This is a genomic window from Streptomyces sp. NPDC043738 (genome assembly GCF_056436545.1).
Genome location: NZ_JBWKCJ010000003.1, coordinates 39,650 through 61,051, shown reverse-complemented (window position 1 = coordinate 61,051; position 21,402 = coordinate 39,650). Strand labels below are relative to the sequence as shown.

Sequence of the window (21,402 nt, the reverse complement as noted above, 5' to 3'; positions counted from 1 at the left end):
CGCCGGCACCGCAGCCGTCCCCGGACCCCGCACCGGCGCACCCCGCCCCCCTCCTGCACACCGCCGCCGCGCTGCGCGACCTGCCGCGCCGAGGCGGCGCTCGCGCCGTCGTCATGACCATGGGGGCGCTGCACGAGGGGCACGCCACCTTGGTCCGCACCGCCCGCCGCCGGGTCGGCCCGGACGGGCAGGTCGTCGTCACCGTCTTCGTCAATCCGCTGCAGTTCGGGGCGGGCGAGGACCTGGACCGCTACCCGCGGACCCTGGACGCGGACGTCGAGCTGGCCGTGGCGGCCGGCGCGGATGTGGTCTTCGCCCCGTCCGTCGAGGAGGTCTACCCGGGCGGCGAGCCGCAGATCCGGATCGCCGCGGGCCCCATGGGCACCCGCCTGGAGGGCGCCAGCCGCCCCGGCCACTTCGACGGTGTGCTCACCGTCGTCGCCAAGCTGCTGCATCTGACCGCGCCGGACATCGCGTTCTTCGGCCAGAAGGACGCCCAGCAGCTCGCCGTCATCACGCGGATGGCGGCCGACCTGAATTTCCCCGTCGAGATCGTCGGCGTCCCCACGGTGCGCGAGGACGACGGCCTCGCCCTCTCCAGCCGCAACCGCTACCTGTCCACCCCGGAGCGGCGCACCGCGCTGGCGCTCTCCGCGGCCCTGTTCGCGGCCCGCGACCGGCTCACCGCCGAGGAGGCGCTGCGCGCCCGCGCCGCCTCCGCCGGCCACCCCGCACAGGACCGCTCCGCGGCGCTGGCCGCCATCGGCGAGGACCGTGCCGCCGCCGACGCGCACGCCGTCGCCTACGCGGCCGCCGGCCCGCCGCACGGGCCGTCCGTGGCGCGCGCCGCGGCCCGCGCGGTCCTGGAGGACGCCGCCCAGCTCGATCCGCCGCTCGCGCTCGACTACCTGGCACTGGTCGATCCGTCGGACTTCACCGAGATCCCGGACGGCTACCAGGGCGAGGGCATCCTCGCGGTGGCCGCCAAGGTGGGCACCACGCGCCTCATCGACAACATCCGTCTCACCTTCGGAGCCTCGCCCCCACAGGACGAGGCCGCCCACCGGGCAGCGCCCCGCTCCGGCGGGACGACGCCGGACCCCGGCGCCCCCCGCACGTCCGCCACACCCGCCACACCGCCCACCACCCCCCAAGGCCCCCTCGGAGCGACCCGATGACCGCCACCGGAACAGGCCCTGCCACCGGAGCAGGCACCGACCCCGTACCAGGCACCGGCATACGTCTGAACGCCCCCGCCCCCGGCTGGTCCATCGAGGCGGACGTCGTCGTCGTGGGTTCCGGCGTGGCCGGGCTGACCGCCGCCCTGCGCTGCGCCGCGGCCGGCCGCCGGACCGTCGTCGTCACCAAGGCACGTCTGGACGACGGCTCCACCCGTTGGGCGCAGGGCGGCGTGGCGGCGGCCCTGGGCGACGGCGACACCCCCGAGCAGCACCTGGCCGACACCCTGGTCGCGGGCGCCGGACTCTGCGACGAGGAGGCCGTACGCACCCTGGTCACCGAAGGCCCGGACGCCGTCCACCGACTGATCGGCACCGGTGCGCGCTTCGACACCGCACCGGGCAGCGACGAGATAGCGCTCACCCGTGAGGGCGGCCACCACCGCAGCCGTATCGTGCACGCCGGCGGCGACGCCACCGGGGCCGAGATCTCCCGCGCGCTGGTCGAGGCGGTCCGCGCCGCCGGACTGCGCACCATCGAGAACGCCCTCGTCCTGGACCTGCTCAAGGACGCCGAGGGCCGCACCTCCGGCGTCACCCTGCACGTCATGGGGGAGGGCCAGCACGACGGCGTCGGCGCCGTCCACGCCCCCGCCGTGGTCCTCGCCACCGGAGGCATGGGGCAGGTCTTCTCCGCGACCACCAACCCGGCCGTCTCCACCGGTGACGGCGTGGCCCTCGCCCTGCGCGCCGGCGCCGAGGTCTCCGACCTCGAATTCGTGCAGTTCCACCCCACGGTCCTGTACCTGGGCCCGGACGCGGAGGGCCAGCAGCCGCTGATCTCCGAGGCCGTACGGGGCGAGGGCGCACACCTCGTCGACGCCGACGGCACCCGCTTCATGGTCGGCCGGCACGAGCTGGCCGAACTGGCGCCGCGCGACATCGTCGCCAAGGGCATCACGCGCCGCGCCCAGGAGCAGGGCACCGACCACATGTACCTGGACGGCCGGCACTTCGGCGCGCGGATGTGGGAGCAGCGCTTCCCGACGATCCTGGCGGCCTGCCGTTCCCACGGCATCGATCCGGTCACCGAGCCGATCCCGGTAGCGCCCGCCGCGCACCACGCCTCCGGCGGAGTCCGCACCGACCTGCACGGCCGGACGACCGTGCCCGGCCTCTACGCGTGCGGCGAGGTCGCCTGCACCGGCGTGCACGGCGCGAACCGGCTGGCCTCCAACTCCCTCCTGGAAGGGCTGGTGTTCGCGGAGCGGATCGCCGCCGACATCACCGCCCGCCCGGTCCGCACGCCCGGGCCGCCCGTCACCCCGGACGGCCCGGGCGCACCGCTGCTCGCCCCCGAGGAACGGGCCACGATCCAGCGGGCCATGACCGCGGGCGCCGGAGTGCTGCGGTCGGCGCAGAGCCTCATGGAGGCGACCAAGGCGCTCCTGCGGCTGCAGCGCCAGGCCGACGGCCCGGACGCGGCCGGCGCCGAGGACCTGCCCGGCGTCGAGGGCCACAAGGCGGTCGAGCCCGGCGTGGAGGCGTGGGAGACGACCAACCTCCTGCTCGTCGCGCGGGTGCTGGTGGCCGGCGCCCGGGCCCGCGAGGAGACCCGCGGCTGCCACTGGCGCGAGGACTTCCCCGAGCGCCGGGACGACCTCTACCAGCACCACTACATGGTCACCTACCGCCCGCCCCACACCGTGGCCCTCAGCGGCATATCCGACTCGCCCAACTTCCCCGCCACCCTTCCCGAAACGGAGCCGAACCCGTGAGCACGCCCGAAGACCTCCCCCTCCTCCAGATCGGCGGGCCCACCGGCGGCGCCCCGACCGGCGGAGGCTGCGGCGACGCCTGCGGCTGTGCCGGCGGCGACGACGGCTCGTACGAGATCGACCCGCTGACCTGCGGCCTCGACCCCGACCTGGCCGCCCTCCTGGTGAACGCCGGCCTCGATCCCGTACAGGTCGAGGACATCGCGCACCTCGCCGTCGAGGAGGACCTCGACCAGGGCGTGGACGTCACGACGGTGGCCACCGTCCCCGAGGACGCGGTCGCCACCGCCGACTTCACGGCCCGTGAGGCCGGTACGGTCGCCGGGCTGCGGATCGCCGAGGCGGTGCTGTCCATCGTGTGCACCGACGAGTTCGCCGTCGAGCGGCACGTCGAGGACGGCGACCGGGTAGAGGCCGGCGCCAAGCTGCTGTCCGTCACCACCCGCACCCGCGATCTGCTCACCGCCGAGCGCAGCGCGCTGAACATCCTGTGCCGGCTGTCGGGCATCGCGACCGCGACCCGCAGGTGGGCCGACGTCCTCGAAGGCACCAAGGCCAGGGTCCGCGACACCCGGAAGACGACGCCGGGGCTGCGCGCCCTGGAGAAGTTCGCGGTGCGCTGCGGTGGCGGCGTCAACCACCGGATGTCGCTGTCGGACGCGGCGCTGATCAAGGACAACCACGTGGTCGCGGCGGGCGGAGTGGCCGCGGCGTTCACGGCCGTACGGGCCGAGTTCCCCGGTGTGCCGATCGAGGTGGAGGTCGACCGGCTCGACCAGATCCCGCCGATCCTGGCCGAGGGCGCCGACCTGATCCTGCTCGACAACTTCACCCCGGAGCAGACCAAGGAGGCCGTGGACCTGGTGGCGGGCCGCGCGATGCTGGAGTCCTCCGGGCGCCTGACCCTCGCCAACGCCCGTGCCTACGCCGAGACCGGCGTCGACTACCTGGCCGTGGGCGCCCTGACCCACTCCTCCCCGATCCTCGACATCGGCCTCGACCTGCGCGAGGACGAGAGCGACGGCGAGGACGGGGCCGGGGCCGCCGGGGCGGGCTCCGGAGACGACCTGCGTGAGGGCCGCTGACCGCCATGCTGCTGACCATTGACGTGGGCAACACCCACACCGTTCTGGGCCTCTTCGACGGCGAGGAGATCGTCGAGCACTGGCGGATCTCCACCGACGCCCGCCGCACCGCCGACGAGCTCGCCGTCCTCCTCCAGGGCCTGATGGGCATGCACCCGCTGCTCGGCGACGACCTGGGCGACGGCATCGAGGGCATCGCCATCTGCTCCACGGTGCCCTCCGTCCTGCACGAGCTGCGCGAGGTCACCCGCCGCTACTACGGCGATGTGCCCGCCGTCCTGGTGGAGCCGGGCGTCAAGACGGGCGTGCCGATCCTCATGGACAACCCCAAGGAGGTCGGCGCCGACCGCATCATCAACGCCCTGGCGGCGGTCGAGCTCTACGGCGGTCCCGCGGTGGTCGTCGACTTCGGTACGGCCACCACCTTCGACGCGGTCAGCGCGCGCGGCGAGTACGTCGGCGGCGTGATCGCGCCGGGCATCGAGATCTCCGTGGACGCGCTGGGCGTCAAGGGCGCCCAGCTCCGCAAGATCGAACTCGCCCGGCCGCGCAGCGTCATCGGCAAGAACACCGTCGAGGCGATGCAGTCCGGCATCCTCTACGGCTTCGCCGGCCAGGTCGACGGCGTGGTCCAGCGGATGGCGCGGGAACTGGCCGAGGACCCGGACGAGGTCACCGTGATCGCCACCGGCGGGCTGGCGCCGATGGTGCTCGGCGAGTCCTCGGTGATCGACGCGCACGAGCCCTGGCTCACGCTCATCGGGCTGCGACTGGTCTACGAGCGGAACATCGCCCGGTCCTGAGCACGGCCGCAGCCGCGGGCCGGAACACCGGCCGGTGAACCGTGGTGCGGCTCGCTGCCGCGCCACCGTTCACGAATTAAGCGGCTTTTGTCGAAAACGGTCGTAAAGTCGCCATATGCCAATGCCAAACGGAACCCGCGGCGGCATGGCGTTCAGCGCCGATGAGTTGCGTGTGCTCCGTCGCGCCCTCGCCCATGCCCTCCAGACGGCGGACCGCGCCGCCCCGCCCGCCGCCCCCGACCCGGAGTGGCCGCAGGACATCCGGGAATACCTCCGGCTGGCCGAGGCGGTCGACGAGGCGGTGTGCGAAGGCGGACGGCTGCGCGCCTTCCTGCTCGCCGACCTCGTCCGCTACCGCGAAGCCCTGCCCGGCGCCGCCGCCGGCTACCTCGCGCACCTGAAGGAGGCCCTGGCGGCCGGGTACACCCCCGATGCCGACGACCTCGCCGCCCTGCGCGCGCTGCGCACCCGGCACATCGGCGCCGCCGAGCACGAACGCCGCAGCGCCCTGCTGCGCCACTGCGAGCGGCTCGCCGAACAATCCGTACGGGTCAGGCTCCGCGCGCTGCCAGGCGGCCGCTCAGGGCCCCGCAGCGGGGGCGAGCCGGACCCGACGCGAAAGCCCAAACCCGAGCGGAAGCCGGCACCCGCTCCGGCGCCGGGGCCCAAGGCCCCCCGCCCGGACCGCCCGATCCCCACCCCGGGCGAGGTCTTCCCGCCGCGCCGCAAGCCCGCCCAGCCCCCCGAGAACCGCACCGCCTGAGCGCTGCGTACCCTGGCTGCGTAGCTTTTGGTTGCTTACGCCCTATGGGGAGGCCATACGCCATGGATTACGTCGCAGCGCTGCTCCCGCCCGTGGTGATGGCCGTGGCCTTCACCGCCCTGATCGTGACGATCATCAAGAGCCAGGGCGGGGAGAACAAGTCCAAGGAGGACGCCGCCGTGGACGCCGCACTGGCCCGCGCCGAGTCCGCCGGGGAGCCCAGCGCGCACGGCGCCTGAACCGCCCGCCGCCGTTCTGGCGGCCCGCACGCACCGTCACGGCCCGGGACCCACCGTCCCGGGCCGTACATCTTTTTTGCGGCCCGGCACACGGGACGGCACAAACGCAACGAGATCAACGGGCATTCGCGACATCTCCCACTATTGTTCTTGTGTGCCGAGACCATTGGGTGATCTGGAAGACGCGGTCATGACGCGGGTCTGGGAGTGGAACCGCCCGGTCACCGTTCGAGAAGTCCTGGAAGATCTGCAGAAGGAACGGTCGATCGCCTACACAACGGTCATGACCGTATTGGACAACCTCCATCAGAAGGGCTGGGTGCGCCGCGAAGCAGAAGGCCGCGCCTATCGATATGAGGCGGTCTCCACTCGCGCCGCCTACGCGGCCGCACTGATGAACGAGGCATGGTCCGCCAGTGACAACCCCGCGGCCGCTCTTGTGGCCTTCTTCGGCATGATGTCGCCGGAACAGCGACATGCCCTGCGCGATGCCGTACGGATGGTGCAGGCCGACGAACCGGCCGAAGACCCGGAAGCCGCAGAAGGCACGGAACAACAGGTGGAAGCGGCTCCGCGGCCCGCGCCGGCCGAAGAAGGCGGAGCACAAGCCGCGCCGGAAGCCGACGGGGAAGGCGGATCCTCCGAAGGGGATGAACCCGGGGCGGGCGCGGGCGGCAAGGGGCGATAGCGTCCCGGCATGCCTCCGCATTCAAAAGGCCTCACCGTTCGCCGCGCCAGGACCAGCGATGTGCCGGCCGTACGCCGTCTCATCGACTCCTACTCACGCGACGGGATCCTGCTCGACAAAGCCACCGTCACGCTTTACGAGGACATCCAGGAGTTCTGGGTCGCCGAGCGCGACGAAGACGGCGAGGTCGTCGGCTGCGGCGCACTCCACGTCATGTGGGAAGACCTGGCCGAGGTCCGCACCCTGGCCGTGGACCCGCAGCTGAAGGGCTCCGGCGTCGGCCACCAAGTGCTCGACAAGCTGTTGCGCACCGCCAGCTGGCTGGGAGTGCGGCGCATTTTCTGTCTCACCTTCGAAGTCGAGTTCTTCGGCAAGCACGGCTTCGTGGAGATCGGCGAGGCTCCCGTAGACGGTGATGTCTACAGCGAGCTGCTGCGTTCCTATGACGAGGGCGTTGCCGAGTTCCTCGGCCTCGAACGAGTGAAGCCCAACACCCTGGGTAACAGCCGGATGCTTCTGCACCTGTGATGAGTGTTCTATGTCCGAATCGCTCCCCTATCTCATGGCTACGGAAGCATGTGTTCCCCGGTCTGCGGGCAAGTGAACCCTACCCAAGGGTTTGTGTTTTTCCCGGAAAAGCGGTTTGCTTTCCGTCGTAATCCGCATTCGATGAAAGGGAAACCGGTGGCACAGAAGGTTCAGGTTCTTCTTGTCGACGACCTCGACGGCGGCGAGGCGGAGGAGACGGTCACGTTCGCTCTCGACGGCAAGTCCTACGAGATCGACCTCTCCGACACCAACGCGCAGAAGCTGCGTGAGTCGCTCGCGGAGTTCGTGAAGGCCGGTCGCCGTACCGGCGGGCGTTCTGCGGGTCGCGGCAAGGCGCGTGCGGTGGCTTCCGGCGCCAGCCAGGACACCGCGAAGATCCGCGCCTGGGCGAAGGAGAACGGCTACAACGTCAATGACCGCGGCCGTGTCCCCGCCGACATTCGCGAGGCATTCGAGAAGGCCAACGGCTGATCGCCGTAGGCGCGGTCCGATTGGGCATTACCAGCACGCAACAACCGGGCACGGTGGCACTGTGTCGCCGCCGCGCTCACGAGTCGTACGAGGTCGGGGGCGCCCCCACCGTCCCCGATTCCTGTCCCGAGCCCCGTGGTGGGCAGGGAATTCTCCGCCTCGTACCCGGGCCGGGGAGGTCGCACCCATCCCGCGGCCTCCCGCGCGCCGAATCCGCGGGGCGGCGATGCCGGTGACGTGCCAGTGGGGAACGGCGGTGCCGGCATCCGGCCCCCGGCTCCTCGCGCCGTGAGATCCGAGGCGAGGGAACCCCACTCCAGCCATTCCAGGATTCCCGGGAGTTCCTCGGCACCGCCGGCCGCGATGAGCATGAGCAATTTCGGCCGATCAGACGGCTGCTTCCCGTCGCCTGCGGCCCGCAGGAGCGCCACCGGACCGGTGCGCGGCCAGCGCCGCAGGACGGCCCGGCCCGCGTCGGCCGGCATCTCCAGGACGTCGAAGCGCAGCCCCGTCAGCAGCTCGACCGGCTCGGATCCGGTGGTCGGCCAGCCCAGCTCGTCCTCGTACCAGCTGCGGACGTGGTCGAGAGGGCTGCGGGGGCGCGGAAGCACGCGGGGCATGCCCGGTGCAACTGCCCGCCACCCGGGAAGTTACGCTGGGTAGGGATACGGGGACGGAACGTATTCACGGAAGAGGCGTGGCGGGGCATTCGGTGGCGCGCGGATGTTCGCCCGTAGCGGATGGAAGCGGCCCGCGCCGCATGGAGTGTCAGTGGCAGCGGGTAAGACAGTCTCAGTGGGAAGAGACGGTGTGACCGGCGCACGAGGCGCCTCGACCCGGCCGATGGCGGGATGTGGGCGGCGTGTCGCACAGCGGCGCGTTCGCCACGGGCGTAGTGGCCAAGGGCGTATATGCCTGGCCTGCGGGAACATCGTCTCGCACCATCGAGTTGGAGCAGATGTCAGCTGTTCGGCAGTAAATTTCCCCGCCGGAGCGGGGGTGATCCGGACGGGTGTCGGCAGTTGGAATGAGCTGTCCCGCCCCGCGGGACTAGCATGCGGAAGGACAGGGAGGGGACCGACCCCTAACTGCCTGACCGCTCTGAGGAGCGATTAACGATGTTCGAGAGGTTCACCGACCGTGCGCGGCGGGTTGTCGTCCTGGCTCAGGAAGAAGCCCGGATGCTCAACCACAACTACATCGGCACCGAGCACATCCTCCTGGGCCTGATCCACGAGGGTGAGGGTGTCGCCGCTAAGGCCCTGGAGAGCCTCGGGATTTCGCTCGAGGCGGTCCGCCAGCAGGTGGAGGAGATCATCGGGCAGGGCCAGCAGGCTCCGTCCGGTCACATCCCCTTCACTCCCCGTGCCAAGAAGGTCCTGGAGCTGTCGCTCCGCGAGGCCCTCCAGCTCGGCCACAACTACATCGGCACCGAGCACATCCTGCTCGGCCTGATCCGCGAGGGCGAGGGCGTCGCAGCCCAGGTCCTGGTGAAGCTGGGCGCCGATCTCAACCGGGTGCGGCAGCAGGTCATCCAGCTGCTCTCCGGCTACCAGGGCAAGGAAGCCGCCACCGCCGGCGGCCCCGCCGAGGGCACGCCCTCGACCTCCCTGGTCCTGGACCAGTTCGGCCGCAACCTCACGCAGGCCGCTCGCGAGACCAAGCTCGACCCGGTCATCGGGCGCGAGAAGGAAATCGAGCGCGTCATGCAGGTGCTGTCGCGCCGCACCAAGAACAACCCGGTCCTCATCGGCGAGCCCGGCGTCGGCAAGACGGCGGTCGTCGAGGGCCTGGCGCAGGCCATCGTCAAGGGCGAGGTGCCCGAGACCCTCAAGGACAAGCACCTCTACACCCTCGACCTCGGTGCCCTGGTCGCCGGCTCCCGCTACAGGGGTGACTTCGAAGAGCGCCTGAAGAAGGTCCTCAAGGAGATCCGCACCCGCGGCGACATCATCCTGTTCATCGACGAGCTCCACACCCTGGTGGGTGCGGGTGCCGCCGAGGGCGCGATCGACGCCGCCAGCATCCTCAAGCCCATGCTGGCGCGAGGCGAGCTGCAGACCATCGGTGCCACGACGCTCGACGAGTACCGCAAGCACCTGGAGAAGGACGCCGCCCTCGAGCGCCGCTTCCAGCCCATCCAGGTCGCGGAGCCGTCGCTGCCGCACACCATCGAGATCCTCAAGGGTCTGCGGGACCGCTACGAGGCCCACCACCGCGTGTCCATCACGGACTCCGCGCTGGTCGCCGCGGCCACCCTCGCCGACCGCTACATCTCCGACCGCTTCCTGCCGGACAAGGCGATCGACCTGATCGACGAGGCCGGCTCCCGGATGCGGATCCGCCGCATGACCGCACCGCCGGACCTGCGCGAATTCGACGAGAAGATCGCCGATGTGCGCCGGGAGAAGGAGTCCGCGATCGACTCGCAGGACTTCGAGATGGCCGCGGGCCTGCGCGACAAGGAGAAGCAGCTCCTGGCCGCGAAGGCGAAGCGGGAGAAGGAGTGGAAGGCCGGCGACATGGACGTCGTCGCCGAGGTGGACGAGGAGCTGATCGCCGAGGTCCTGGCCACGGCCACCGGCATCCCCGTCTTCAAGCTCACCGAGGAGGAGTCCTCGCGTCTGCTCCGCATGGAGGACGAGCTCCACAAGCGCGTCATCGGCCAGAAGGACGCCATCAAGGCGCTCTCCCAGGCCATCCGCCGTACCCGCGCCGGCCTGAAGGATCCCAAGCGTCCCGGTGGCTCGTTCATCTTCGCCGGCCCGTCCGGTGTCGGTAAGACCGAGCTGTCCAAGACGCTGGCGGAGTTCCTCTTCGGCGACGAGGACGCGCTGATCTCCCTCGACATGTCGGAGTTCAGCGAGAAGCACACGGTCTCGCGGCTGTTCGGCTCGCCTCCCGGCTATGTCGGCTACGAAGAGGGCGGTCAGCTCACCGAGAAGGTGCGCCGCAAGCCGTTCTCCGTCGTGCTCTTCGACGAGGTCGAGAAGGCCCACCCGGACATCTTCAACTCGCTGCTGCAGATCCTGGAGGACGGTCGTCTGACCGACTCCCAGGGCCGGGTCGTGGACTTCAAGAACACGGTCATCATCATGACGACCAACCTCGGCACGCGGGACATCTCCAAGGGCTTCAACCTCGGCTTCGCGGCCCAGGGCGACACCAAGTCCAGCTACGAGCGGATGAAGAACAAGGTCAACGAAGAGCTCAAGCAGCACTTCCGCCCCGAGTTCCTCAACCGTGTCGACGACACCGTCGTCTTCCACCAGCTGACCGAGGAAGACATCATCCAGATCGTCGACCTCATGATCGCCAAGGTGGACGAGCGGCTCAAGGACCGCGACATGGGCATCGAGCTCAGCGGCGAGGCCAAGTCGCTGCTGGCCAAGCGCGGGTACGACCCGGTGCTCGGCGCCCGTCCGCTGCGCCGCACGATCCAGCGCGAGATCGAGGACGCCCTCTCGGAGAAGATCCTCTTCAGCGAGCTGCGTCCGGGCCACATCGTGGTCGTCGACGTCGAGGGCGAGGGTGACAGCGCCAAGTTCACCTTCCGCGGCGAGGAGAAGTCGGCCCTGCCCGACGCCCCGCCGATCGAGTCCGCCGCCGGCGGCTCGGGCCCGAACCTGAGCAAGGACGCCTGAAAGAACGCCTGAGCCGGATCGCGCCCCGAGCGCCTATCCGGCAAAGGGCACATAGGGCACATAAGGGACTGCCCCGGAATCGTTTCGTACGATTCCGGGGCAGTTCCTTTTCCCGTCCTGCGGGATTGCGGAGCGGAGAAAACGGCCCCGTATGCACACGAGGGGCTATTTTCGGTCACCGAATGCGCCAAACGTATCGGCGCCCTACGTCTCCCGCGGCCGCCCGCTACATCCGCACCATGCGAATACCGTCGGGAACGCCGCTCACCGGCGGAATACGGCGGCCGATCCGGAGCGTGTCGAGATTCGGAAAGGCCGACAGCCACTCCAGGGAGCCCCCCAGGTCGTAGGCGAGCCACAGCCGGGTCAGGCCCTCGGCCGGAGCGATGCCCTCGATCAGCTGGTCGGGGGTGAAATACCCGTCGATCCGCAGCTGCGGACGGCCGCCCAGCCGGCGCAGCGCATGCAGTTCCTCCAGGTCACAGACCGGGAAATACAACTCGGCCGGTTCGAGACGAGCGATGATCTCGCGGGCGTAGCGGGCCGTGTCATAACGGCGCCAGGCCCCGGCGAGCTGCGCCCGGATGTCGTGATGCGCCCGCTCACGCAGCCCCACCAGATAGTCGATCGCCATATCATCCGCGATCGAGGTGGCGGTGATCGCGAGCAGATGCGCCTCACTGTCGGAGGCCTCGGCCGGGTCGGGGAGCATCTCCAGCACGATCGGCCCGATCCAGCCCAGGGCACGGGCCGCCGACGGAGTGCTGGGACGCACCATGTCGCGGGTGAAACGCCGCACCCGCGCCCGCACCGCCGGATCCAGCTCGGTGGCGTGCTCCAGACAGGCCGCCGCCAGCAGCTTGCGGTGCCGGGCCTCGGCGGCCCGTACGCCCGCATGCGGCGCGAGCAGCCCGTCGAGCAGGGCCGCGCACTCATCGGGGCGGGCCAGCGCCACGGCCATCCGGATGACGTCCTCCCAGTCGTCATGGTGCGCATGGTCGAGCAGCAGGGCGAAGTCGTGCCGCTGAACGACGGCGCGGGCCGAGAGGTAGTCCTGGAACGTGCGGTGCACGAAGTCGACGGTGCCGGGCGTGGGCTCGCGCAGCAGCCCGGTCCGGTTCAGCAGATGCCGGAACACCTCCCGCGGGCCGCCCTGGCGGGCGGCGTCCGGAATGGCGGGCAGATGCCGCGCCAGGGTGTCGACGGCCGTCGCCTGATCCATCTCCGAGCGGCCGTTGACCAGCATCCAGTGGGCGAGCTTCTGCAACAGCTGGATCTTGGGCTGCCGGGTCAGCTCCACACCGTCGGTGGCGACCATCGCCCGCTCCCGGTCGCGCCGCTCCAGCAGCATCGACAGCGCCGCGTCGTAGAGCTCCTTGCGGCCGTTGGGCAGATAGCCGCGGCGATCGCGGTGCAGGGCGCACAGCAGCCCGCACATCAGCGGATTGGTCGCCAGCCGCCCCAGATCGCGGGTGATGCGCACGGCGTTGAGCAGCGTCCGCTCGTATTGGCCGAGCCGGTCGAGATCCGCCGGCTTCTGCTGGGCGGCCGCACGGTGCCAGCGCTGGATGAACGCGGCCACGTCCTCCCGGCTCATCGGCGCCAGCGACACCTCGCCGAACCCCTCCGCGGCGAGCCAGCCGGCGGGCACCGCGGACGGCCGGGAGGTGACGATCCAGACGTTCCCCGGGAACCGGGCGGCCCACTCGCCGAGCTTGCCGCGCAGCTGCTCGCGGTCGCTCTCCGGGGCCTCGTCGAGCCCGTCGACCAGCAGCAGCGCCCGCCCGGCGCCGAGCACCCGCCGCGCCCAGCCGTCCGGCGCCGCCTCGACGTCCCCGTAGCCGACGGCCCCCAGAAACGTCTCCGGGGAGGGCAGGCCCTCACGGGCGAAGCGGCGCACCGGCAGCAGGAACGGGACCCGGCCGCGCAGCGCCGCCAGCGCCTCGGGCAGCTCGTCGCGGGCGGCGGCGACGGCCAGCCACTGCAGCAGCGTCGTCTTGCCGGACCCGGCCACCCCGCGCACCAGGACCCGGTCGCGGCCGGACAGCGCCTGCTCGGCGGGGAGCGGAGGGTCGTCCTGATCGGCGCCCTCGCCGCCGTCCGGCGAGCCGGACTCGCACTGCAGCCCCAGATAGGCGGCGTCCAGCGGCCAGCTGTCGGGGGAGTGGGCGAGGTCGATGCCGAAGATCGTGAGGTGGTTGTGCAGCGCGGCGGTGTCCTGGGCGTAGCGCGCCTCGAAGGCGGCGTCCTCGGCGGCCCGGTCGCCGCGGGCCGGTGGCGGGACGTCGGCGCGCTGCCCGTGGACCAGCTCGGCGAGGGTACGGGTCTGCTCGACGAGGGTGTGGGCGACGTACGTCGAGCGCTGGGCGAGGAAGTGCAGGATGTGCAGGGCCGCGACGTCCATGAGGAGGCCGTGCGTCCGGGCGGCGTCGCCGGTCAGGGACGCGGTGACGCCCGGCACGGCCTCGCACAGCCGGCGGGCGAACTCGGCGGGCAGCAGCCGGGCCGCGTCGACGTCGTCCATCTCGATGTCGGCGAGCGCCCGGAGGCTGCGGGCCAGGGCCGTGACCAGGGCCGGCTCCTCCCCGCCGGTCGCCAGCTCGACCAGCGCCGCCGCGATGCCCGTCAGCTCACGCCCTGTCAAAGCCGGCTTCTCGCCGGCGAAGGAGACCAAGCGGGAGATCCGCACCGGCCGGTCGGCCGGCTCGGCGGCCGGCTCGTCGGTGCGCAAGAGCCTGCGGATCAGCGGGTCGACGGCGCGCGGCGCCAGGCGGGCGGCAAGGGCGGAGGGATCCATGGGCTGCTTCCCGTAACTGCGGTGCTGGGCCGGGCGGTTGAGGAATGCCCTCCAGCCTACGTGCGGGGGCGCGGGAAGACAGTCAGTTTGATACGGGGAGGGAGGGGGTGGCCGGGGGCGGGACGGAGGTAGGAGAGGTAGACCTCTTTGAGGTCGGGCAGGGACGCCAAAGAGGGCAGGGTGAATTCGGCGTCGATCATCCCGTAGAGCTGGAGCTTGTTGACGCCGGGGAAGGCCGGGAGGGCCGAGTCCAGCACGTTTCTCAAGTGCGTCGCCGGGTGACGCGACGAGTTGAGGATGCTCAGCGTCTTCACTTGGGGAAGCCGGAGACCGCGAGGTATGCGCAGCGTGATGTCTTCGTCTGCCGAGCCGAACGAGAACGCCTCCAGTTCGCTCAGTGCGGCCAGTGCCTCCCACTGGTCCTCGGCGAAGTCGTCTGTGATGCGGTGCATGTGGACGCTGCGCAGGTGGGGCCAGGACGCCAGGTCGGTGAATTCCGCCCCGATCGGCTGACCGAGAGTCAGGTGCCTCAACGGGGCTGCTGCGGGGAGTGCGGCCAAGCCTTCCGGCGGGAGCGCTGAGTGGAGGAACAAGTCGCGTGTGTGACGCAGGAGGCTGAGTCCGTGCGGAGTGCGCACGTCTTTGTCGGGTGGCCCGGAGATGCTCAGTGTGTGGACGCCATGGTCCGCGAGTGGAGCGACGCTTTCGACGGAGGGACAGTCCCAGAGCTGCAGCCACTCCAGTGCGGGGAACTCGTGGAGGAAAGCGAGGTCGGTGATCTCTGGGTTCCCCATGAGGGACAGGCTTGTGACGGACTCGGGCCGCAGTGCGTCGAGCAGTTCCCGTGCTGTGAAGGGACCGTTCACGGAGACCCGGGGGCGACCACCGAGTGCGCTGAGCGCGCGCAGTTCGGAACGAGAAGTAACGGTGACGGTCACCTTGGGGCCGAGGTGCCGGATGATCTCCTGGGCGTACTGGTCCGTGTCGTATCCAGGCCACGCAACCGCAAGCTGGTGCCCGATTTCCGTCGAGGGGTGCGCCCGGAAGCGCTTCATGACCTCCAGCGCCGCATCCGAGCCGATGAGCGAGGCGGTCACCACCACCTCCTGCGCCTCGTCGTCCGCCAGCCCGTCCGGGCCGGGCAGCAGCTCCAGCACGAACGGCCCCACTCCCGCGAGCATCCTCGACTCCTCGAAGCTGCGGGGCGGCAGAATCGCCCGAGCCCGTTCGTTGACCTCCTGACGTACGCGCGGATCGAGCTCCGTGGCGTGCTCCAGGCATGCCATGGCCAGGAGGTGGATGCGCAGGCGGGCGGTGTCGCTCCCGGCGCCGTCGGCGCGGGCGATCAACCCGCGTAAGAAGTCCGCCCGTTCACGCGGCCGGGCGTGGGCCACCGCCATCCGCAGCACGTCCTCCCACTGGGAGTCCTCCGCGTGCCCCACCAGCAGCCCGAAGTCCCCGTCCTCGACCGCCGCCTTCGCCCCCAGGTAGTCCTGGAACGTGCGGTGGACGAATTCGACCGAGCCCGGCGCGGGCTCGCGCAGCAGCCCGCTGCGCAGCAGCAGATGCCGCAGGACGTCCGGTGCCGAGCCCTGCTCCGCCGCCGCCGGAACCGCCGGCAGCGCATCGCCGACGATCCGCTCCGCCCGCTCCCGGTCCAGCTCCGTACGGCCGTTGCGGATGAGCCAGTACGCCAGCCGCTGCAGCAGTTGGATCTGCGGCTCGTCGCTCAGCTCGATGCCCGTGGGGGCGGCCATGTCGCGTTCGCGGTCGCGGCGGGAGAGCAGCATCGACAGCGCCGCGTCGTACAGCTCCTTGCGGCCGGTGGGCAGATAGCCGCGGCGGTCGCGGTGCAGCGCGCAGATCAGCCCGCACATGAGGGGATTGGTGGCCAGGCGCGCGAGGTCCTGCTTGGTGTGGACGGCGGCCAGCAGGGACTGCCGGTAGGCGTCGAGGCGTTCGGTGTCCTCGGCGTCGCAGCGGGCCGCGTCGTGCCAGCGGCCGATGAACGCGGCGACCTCGGCGCCGCGCATGGGGGACAGCGTCAGCTCGCCGAAGCCGTCGGAGGCCAGCCAGTCGTCGCGTACGGCGGAGGGGCGGGTGGTGACCAGCCACCGGTTGTCCGGGAAGGCGTCGAGCAGATCGCGCAGCCAGCGGCGGGCCTGCTCGCGCTCGCGGTCGGGGATCTCGTCCAGGCCGTCGACGAGGAGGAGCGCCCGCCCGGAGGACAGGACGCGGTCGGCCCAGCCACCGGGCTGCGACCCGGAGACCGGGCAGCCGACGGCGGCGAGGAAGCGGTCCGGCGTGGGCAGGGGCGCGCCGTCGCGGGTCAGGGTGCGCAGCGGGAGGACGAAGGGGATGCGGCCGTAGAGGTGGGGGAGGGGCGCCTGGGCCGGGGGTTTGGTGCAGGAGACGGCCAGCCACTGGACCAGGGTGCTCTTGCCGGAGCCCGCGACGCCGCGCAGCAGGACCCGGTCGCGGCCGGCCAGGGCCTGGTCGGCGGGGACGGGGGCGGACGGGCCGGGCGGCGGGAGATCGTCCTCGGCCCAGGGGCCGCCGAGGGGGTTCACCTCGGGCGCGCCCGACGCCGTCGCCTCCAGGCTCATGTACGCCGCGTCCAGCGGCCACCGGTCCGGGGAGTCGGCCAGGTCGATGCCGTAGATGGTGAGCCGGCCGTGCTTGCGCGCCACGTAGGCGAGGTAGCTGCGTTCGAAGGCGGTGTCCGACGCCGGCTGCGAGGGGTACCGGGCGAGGAACTCGTCGATCACCGTGATCAGGTCGTCCAGGCTGCGGCTCTGCTGGACCAGGGTGCGGGCGACGAAGGTCGAGCGCCGGCTGAAGAAGTGGACGATGTGCAGGCAGGCGGTGCCGAGCAGGGTGCCGTGCAGCAGCTCGGCGTCCCGGGACAGGCCGCGGACGGCGTGCGGGGCGGCCGCCTCCAGGCGTTCGGCCAGGGCGGTGGAGCCCAGCCGCACGGCCTGTACGTCGTCCATGTCGAGGTCGCCGAGGCCGCGCAGCGTGGTGGCGAGGGCGTCGGCCACGGCCTGCTGCTCGTCCTCGCCGACCGGGCGCTCGCCGGGGCCGGCGGCGCGGACGGCGCGGTCCACCAGCTCCGCGGCGAGGCGGCGCAGGTCCTTGTCGGACAGCGTCCGCTGCTCGCCCTTGAAGGACACCAGCGCCGAGAGCCGTACGGGTGCCGCGGTCAAGCCGGCGCCCGGCCCCTCCTTGACGAACAGCTTCCGGACCAGCGGTGCCACCACGCCGGAGGCGAGCCGGACGCCCACTGCTGACGGGTCCATCGTGCGCTGTGCCCTCCCCCCCCGCGGCCGGTGCTCACGCCGTCGGGCCACATTAGCGGGAAAAGGTGTGGCGGCGGTCACGGAATTCGGCATTCCGTCGGCTCCCGAAGGGCGTGTCCGACGGGCCCGGGTAACCCACGTCACAAATATCCGAGTAACCCGGGTCACACGGAAAAGGCATTTGATCTCGCCCGGGCGTGACATGACGCACAGGCGATATGGGGCCTACTAAAAGTATTAGGGGAAGTGCGGCGCCGGGGTGCGGGGGATTTCGGGCTCCGGCGCGGGGGTGCCGGCCGGCGAGCGGGGCGAGCGGCGCACCACCCCTGCCACGTACGGGTAAAAAGCCTGATCAGGGCGGGTATGGCAGGCATCGAGCATGCCCGAAATGGGCCTGTTTAGAGGGTTTCGTTCGATCGATCATCGGCGGCGCAAGGGCCTGAAGCACACGCTGCCCAATACGGGGCGGGTTAGTAGAAAGCCCCCTTGGCGGGATGGTTCGGGCGGGTTACCAAGGAATGGCGATCCCGGTCCGCAGCCGGGAAACCAATCAAATTCCGGAGGGTAAACCCGCATGTCGAAGTTCACCGCCATACGTAATTCGAAGAAGTCCGTCCTGCGTAACCGCGTCGCCGTTGTCGCCGCCGGTATCGGTGTGACCGCCGCGCTCGGCGCCGGTGTCGCCTCCGCCGCCGACGGCGGCCTGCTGGGCCTCACCTCGGGCGTCGGCAAGACCGTCTCCGCCCAGGCCGACGCGCAGGCCAAGGCCGCCGCCGACGCCAAGGCGGCCAAGGTCGCCAAGGCCGCGAAGGCGGCAAAGGCCAAGAAGGACGCCGCCAAGAAGGCGAACGCCTGGGGCAAGCCGGTGGAGAAGTACACCCTCGGCTCGACCTTCGGCCTGGCCGGCAGCCACTGGTCGCACAACCACAGTGGTCAGGACTTCGTCGTGCCGACCGGCACCGCCGTGAAGTCCGTCCACAAGGGCACCGTCGTCAAGGCCGGCCCCTGGGGCGGCGGCGACGGCCCGGCGTACGGCAACGCCATCGTGATCCGTCACGACAACGGCATGTACACCCAGTACGCGCACCTGTCACAGATCAAGGTCCAGCCCGGCGAGCGGGTCGGCACCGGCCAGCTGATCGGCCTGTCCGGCAGCACCGGCAACTCCACCGGCCCCCACCTGCACTTCGAGGTCCGTACCGGTCCCAACTACGGGACGGGCATCGAGCCGACCGGATTCCTGCGGGCTCACGGCGCTTCCGTCTGAGCTGAGTCCGGCCGGACTGGCCGGCGGTTCGGCGGGTTGGCCGCCGTGACCAGTTCTGTGGCGACCTCGAGGATGGCCTTGCGCTTCTCCTCGGGGTCGCCTTCGACGTTCTGCATCGCGAACATGCCCGCGTGCATGGAGAACAGTGCCGTGATGCAGCGCACCTGATCCGACAGCTCGGAATCGGGCTCCTTCAGCAGACCGAAGAGGGTCAGCATCCGCTCCTTGAACCGTTCGCCGATGCTCAGGTCCCGCACCGCGGCCTGGTTCTCCTGCATGAAGCGGAAGAGCGGCTCGGCCGCGCGCAGGGACTCGCTGTAGCGGCGGATCAGCTCGTGCTTGGTCTCCAGGGTGCGCGGCTGCTCCTGGGCCCAGACGATCAGCTCGTCGATCGGGCTGGTCAGGTCCTGGAACAGACTGATGACGATGTCTTCCTTGGTCTTGAAGTGGTAGTACAGCGCCGCCTTGGTGACTTCCAGCTTCTCCGCGATCTCGCGCAGCGAGGTCTTCTCGTAGCCCTGCTCGGAGAACAGCTCCAGAGCGACGTCCTGAATGCGCTGGCGGGTGTTTCCCCTGCGCGCCTGCGGTGTGCTCATGCTGCTCTCCTGCGTCGTCGGTACTGGTCAGAGGGCTGCCCGGGTGGGCGCCAAGGAAACTTACTTGACGCCCGGCTAGTTGCCCGCCTACCTTCATCACTGTAACGAACTAGCCGGGCGGCAAGTAAGTAGGAGTGAAGTAATGGGGAAGTCGCAGGCTGCGACCCCGACGGGGGAAAGACAGCAGACCGCGGTCGAGGAACGACCCGAGTCCGCGCAGAGCACGGGGACGGATAAGCAGCCGGCGAGCGTACGGGTCGTGCTCTTCGCGCTGATGATCGCGATGCTGCTCGCGATGCTGGACAACATGATCGTCGGCACCGCGATGCCGACCATCGTCGGCGAGCTGGGCGGCATGAGCCACCTGTCCTGGGTGGTCACCGCGTACACCCTCGCCACCGCCGCCTCGACGCCCATCTGGGGCAAGCTCGGCGACATGTACGGACGCAAGGGCGTCTTCCTCACGTCCATAGCCATCTTCCTGCTCGGCTCGGCGCTCTCCGGCATGGCCCAGGACATGGGCCAGCTCATCGGCTTCCGCGCCGTCCAGGGCCTGGGCGCGGGCGGACTCATGGTCGGCGTCATGGCGATCATCGGCGACCTGATCCCGCCGCGGGAACGCGGCAAGTACCAGGGCATGATGGCCGGCGTCATGGCCGTCGCGATGATCGGCGGACCGCTGGTCGGCGGCACCATCACCGACCACCTCGGCTGGCGCTGGAGCTTCTACATCAACCTCCCGCTCGGCGCGATCGCCCTGGTCATGGTGACCGCCGTGCTGCACCTGCCCAAGAAGCGGTCGCAGACCCGCATCGACTACGTGGGCGCCGCGCTGCTCACCATCGGCATCACCGCGCTGGTCCTGATCACCACCTGGGGCGGCACCGAGTACGACTGGCTGTCCACCCAGATCATCGGCCTCGGCGTCCTCGGCGTCCTCGCGCTCCTCGCCTTCGTCCTGGTCGAGCGCAAGGTCAGCGAGCCGGTGCTGCCGCTGCACATCTTCCGCAACGGCAACTTCTCGCTCGTCACGCTCATCGGCTTCCTGGTCGGCTTCGTGATGTTCGGCTCGATGACGTTCCTGCCGCTGTTCCAGCAGACCGTGCAGGGCGCCTCGGCCACCAACTCCGGCCTGCTGCTGCTGCCGATGCTGCTCGCGATGATGGTCGTCTCCCTGTTCGCTGGCCGGGTCACCACCGCCAGCGGCAAGTACAAGGTCTTCGTCGTCGTCGGCGGCGGCCTGATCACCGCCGGCCTGGCGCTGCTGTCCCTGATGGACACCGACACCACCCGCTTCACCTCCGGCGTCTACATGGCGGTGCTCGGCGCCGGCATGGGCTTCCTGATGCAGACCACGATGCTGATCGCGCAGAACAGCGTCGAGATGAAGGACATGGGCGTCGGCTCCTCGTCCGCCACCCTCTTCCGCACGATCGGCGGCTCCTTCGGCGTCGCGATCTTCGGCGCGATCTTCACCCACCAGGTGAACTCCACGATGGTCGAGCGGCTCGGCAAGGCCGCCGGCGAGAAGATCACCAGCGGCGGAGCCCAGATGGACCCCAAGGGCCTCGCCGAGCTCCCGCCGATGATCAAGGACGCCTACGCGCACGCGGTCTCCACCGGCACCCACCACGTCTTCCTGTGGGGCGCCGCCGTCAGCATCATCGGCTTCGCCGCCGCCTGGTTCCTCAAGGAGGTTCCGCTGCGCGGGGGCCCCGCGAAGACGAAGTAGGTTCGCATCCCACGTCGTCGTCTGCGGCGCCGTGCCGGTTGCTCACCGTTCCGCCTACGGCGGGGGGTGGGTGTGCCGGTGCGGCGCCGTTTCGCTGCGCTTGGCCCGCCTCCCACGTTTTTGGCTTTCCCGCCGTGGTGGTTGTTCGCCGTTGCGCCTGGCGGCGGGCGTGGCGTTTCCGGCTTTCCCGCCGTGGCGCCTTGTCCCCGTTGCGCCTGCGGCGGGCGGTTGTGTGTCGGGTGCGGTGACAGCCCTACGGACTTCGTCCTACGGTCTGTCCCCTCCCGTGGGTGGGTGGGAAGAGCGGTCGGTGGGGGCGGGCCCCTTCCGTCGGCTACCGGCACACGAAGGCTGACATCCGCCCCCACGGTTTTTTTCCACCCACTCACGGGAGGGGGCGGTCCTGGGGGGGGGGGGGGGGGGGGGGGGGGGGGGGGGGGGGGGGGGGGGGGGGGGGGGGGGGAGGGAGCGGATGGAAAGGAAAGCAACCACATACAAACAATAACAAAACAA

At 70.7% G+C, this 21,402-nt stretch carries 16 protein-coding genes; 12 read left to right on the top strand and 4 right to left on the bottom strand.

Translation table 11 applies throughout. The features are described 5' to 3' along the window. Positions 1–53: 53 nt before the first annotated feature. From panC to AC0680_RS05580, 9 genes are all read left to right on the top strand, one after another. The gene (panC, locus tag AC0680_RS05620; RefSeq protein ID WP_478625713.1) at positions 54–1,178 is read left to right on the top strand and encodes a pantoate--beta-alanine ligase; all 1,125 of its coding nucleotides are present in this window, start codon (positions 54–56) and stop codon (positions 1,176–1,178) included. Further along, positions 1,175–2,956 (top strand): L-aspartate oxidase, encoded by a 1,782-nt coding sequence (locus AC0680_RS05615; RefSeq protein ID WP_478625200.1) that lies wholly within the window; start codon positions 1,175–1,177, stop codon positions 2,954–2,956. Before panC ends, AC0680_RS05615 begins: the two co-directional genes overlap by 4 nt. Then, the gene (nadC, locus tag AC0680_RS05610; protein ID WP_478625199.1) at positions 2,953–4,041 is read left to right on the top strand and encodes a carboxylating nicotinate-nucleotide diphosphorylase; all 1,089 of its coding nucleotides are present in this window, start codon (positions 2,953–2,955) and stop codon (positions 4,039–4,041) included. The genes AC0680_RS05615 and nadC overlap by 4 nt, the downstream gene beginning before the upstream one ends. Positions 4,042–4,046: 5 nt before the next feature. Further along, positions 4,047–4,844, top strand: coding sequence for a type III pantothenate kinase (locus AC0680_RS05605; RefSeq protein WP_384428101.1), 798 nt, complete (start codon positions 4,047–4,049; stop codon positions 4,842–4,844). A 115-nt stretch (positions 4,845–4,959) separates the two neighbouring features. After that, positions 4,960–5,607 (top strand): hypothetical protein, encoded by a 648-nt coding sequence (locus tag AC0680_RS05600; protein WP_478625196.1) that lies wholly within the window; start codon positions 4,960–4,962, stop codon positions 5,605–5,607. Positions 5,608–5,669: 62 nt separating this feature from the next. Continuing rightward, the gene (locus tag AC0680_RS05595) at positions 5,670–5,846 is read left to right on the top strand and encodes a hypothetical protein (protein WP_468984011.1); all 177 of its coding nucleotides are present in this window, start codon (positions 5,670–5,672) and stop codon (positions 5,844–5,846) included. Positions 5,847–6,036: 190 nt separating this feature from the next. Next, positions 6,037–6,534, top strand: a complete 498-nt coding sequence (locus tag AC0680_RS05590; protein ID WP_478625712.1) for a BlaI/MecI/CopY family transcriptional regulator — start codon at positions 6,037–6,039, stop codon at positions 6,532–6,534. A gap of 9 nt (positions 6,535–6,543) precedes the next feature. Next, a complete protein-coding gene (locus tag AC0680_RS05585) occupies positions 6,544–7,062 on the top strand; it encodes an amino-acid N-acetyltransferase (RefSeq protein WP_478625194.1) in 519 nt (172 codons plus the stop codon). Positions 7,063–7,218: 156 nt separating this feature from the next. Then, complete coding sequence (locus tag AC0680_RS05580; protein WP_384428204.1) at positions 7,219–7,554, top strand: histone-like nucleoid-structuring protein Lsr2; 336 nt, start codon at positions 7,219–7,221, stop codon at positions 7,552–7,554. Here AC0680_RS05580 and AC0680_RS05575 read toward each other — a convergent pair. After that, positions 7,485–8,174: an SCO3374 family protein gene (locus AC0680_RS05575; RefSeq protein WP_478625192.1), complete on the bottom strand. Its 690-nt coding sequence runs from the start codon at positions 8,172–8,174 to the stop codon at positions 7,485–7,487. The genes AC0680_RS05580 and AC0680_RS05575 overlap by 70 nt on opposite strands. 498 nt (positions 8,175–8,672) lie before the next feature. On the opposite strand from AC0680_RS05575, the gene AC0680_RS05570 reads away from it, so the two are divergent. Then, positions 8,673–11,198, top strand: a complete 2,526-nt coding sequence (locus AC0680_RS05570; protein WP_468984018.1) for an ATP-dependent Clp protease ATP-binding subunit — start codon at positions 8,673–8,675, stop codon at positions 11,196–11,198. 226 nt (positions 11,199–11,424) lie between these two features. On the opposite strand, the gene AC0680_RS05565 is transcribed toward AC0680_RS05570, so the two are convergent. Both AC0680_RS05565 and AC0680_RS05560 read right to left on the bottom strand, forming a co-directional pair. Continuing rightward, positions 11,425–13,995, bottom strand: a complete 2,571-nt coding sequence (locus AC0680_RS05565; protein WP_478625188.1) for an NACHT domain-containing protein — start codon at positions 13,993–13,995, stop codon at positions 11,425–11,427. Positions 13,996–14,051: 56 nt separating this feature from the next. After that, positions 14,052–17,294 carry an NACHT domain-containing protein gene (locus AC0680_RS05560; protein WP_478625186.1) on the bottom strand — a complete coding sequence of 1,081 codons (3,243 nt, stop codon included), beginning with the start codon at positions 17,292–17,294 and terminating at the stop codon, positions 14,052–14,054. A 574-nt stretch (positions 17,295–17,868) separates the two neighbouring features. Here AC0680_RS05560 and AC0680_RS05555 point away from each other — a divergent pair. Further along, complete coding sequence (locus AC0680_RS05555) at positions 17,869–18,561, top strand: M23 family metallopeptidase (protein WP_478625183.1); 693 nt, start codon at positions 17,869–17,871, stop codon at positions 18,559–18,561. Here the strand turns inward: AC0680_RS05555 and AC0680_RS05550 are convergent. After that, positions 18,543–19,157: a TetR/AcrR family transcriptional regulator gene (locus tag AC0680_RS05550; RefSeq protein WP_384428115.1), complete on the bottom strand. Its 615-nt coding sequence runs from the start codon at positions 19,155–19,157 to the stop codon at positions 18,543–18,545. The two genes, AC0680_RS05555 and AC0680_RS05550, sit on opposite strands and share 19 nt — an antisense overlap. A 142-nt stretch (positions 19,158–19,299) precedes the next feature. Here AC0680_RS05550 and AC0680_RS05545 point away from each other — a divergent pair, with 142 nt between their 5' ends. Then, positions 19,300–20,889 (top strand): MDR family MFS transporter, encoded by a 1,590-nt coding sequence (locus AC0680_RS05545; protein ID WP_478625180.1) that lies wholly within the window; start codon positions 19,300–19,302, stop codon positions 20,887–20,889. Positions 20,890–21,402 lie beyond the last annotated feature (513 nt).

Excerpts from the sequence above, each read along its gene's own strand:
- AC0680_RS05555 (WP_478625183.1), top strand. The coding sequence starts at position 17,869 with ATGTCGAAGTTCACCGCCATACGTAATTCGAAGAAGTCCGTCCTGCGT.
- AC0680_RS05600 (WP_478625196.1), top strand. The coding sequence starts at position 4,960 with ATGCCAATGCCAAACGGAACCCGCGGCGGCATGGCGTTCAGCGCCGAT.
- AC0680_RS05565 (WP_478625188.1), bottom strand. The coding sequence starts at position 13,995 with ATGGATCCCTCCGCCCTTGCCGCCCGCCTGGCGCCGCGCGCCGTCGAC.
- AC0680_RS05595 (WP_468984011.1), top strand. The coding sequence starts at position 5,670 with ATGGATTACGTCGCAGCGCTGCTCCCGCCCGTGGTGATGGCCGTGGCC.
- AC0680_RS05570 (WP_468984018.1), top strand. The coding sequence starts at position 8,673 with ATGTTCGAGAGGTTCACCGACCGTGCGCGGCGGGTTGTCGTCCTGGCT.
- AC0680_RS05550 (WP_384428115.1), bottom strand. The coding sequence starts at position 19,157 with ATGAGCACACCGCAGGCGCGCAGGGGAAACACCCGCCAGCGCATTCAG.
- AC0680_RS05560 (WP_478625186.1), bottom strand. The coding sequence starts at position 17,294 with ATGGACCCGTCAGCAGTGGGCGTCCGGCTCGCCTCCGGCGTGGTGGCA.
- AC0680_RS05605 (WP_384428101.1), top strand. The coding sequence starts at position 4,047 with ATGCTGCTGACCATTGACGTGGGCAACACCCACACCGTTCTGGGCCTC.
- AC0680_RS05545 (WP_478625180.1), top strand. The coding sequence starts at position 19,300 with ATGGGGAAGTCGCAGGCTGCGACCCCGACGGGGGAAAGACAGCAGACC.
- AC0680_RS05585 (WP_478625194.1), top strand. The coding sequence starts at position 6,544 with ATGCCTCCGCATTCAAAAGGCCTCACCGTTCGCCGCGCCAGGACCAGC.
- AC0680_RS05575 (WP_478625192.1), bottom strand. The coding sequence starts at position 8,174 with ATGCCCCGCGTGCTTCCGCGCCCCCGCAGCCCTCTCGACCACGTCCGC.
- AC0680_RS05590 (WP_478625712.1), top strand. The coding sequence starts at position 6,037 with ATGACGCGGGTCTGGGAGTGGAACCGCCCGGTCACCGTTCGAGAAGTC.
- AC0680_RS05615 (WP_478625200.1), top strand. The coding sequence starts at position 1,175 with ATGACCGCCACCGGAACAGGCCCTGCCACCGGAGCAGGCACCGACCCC.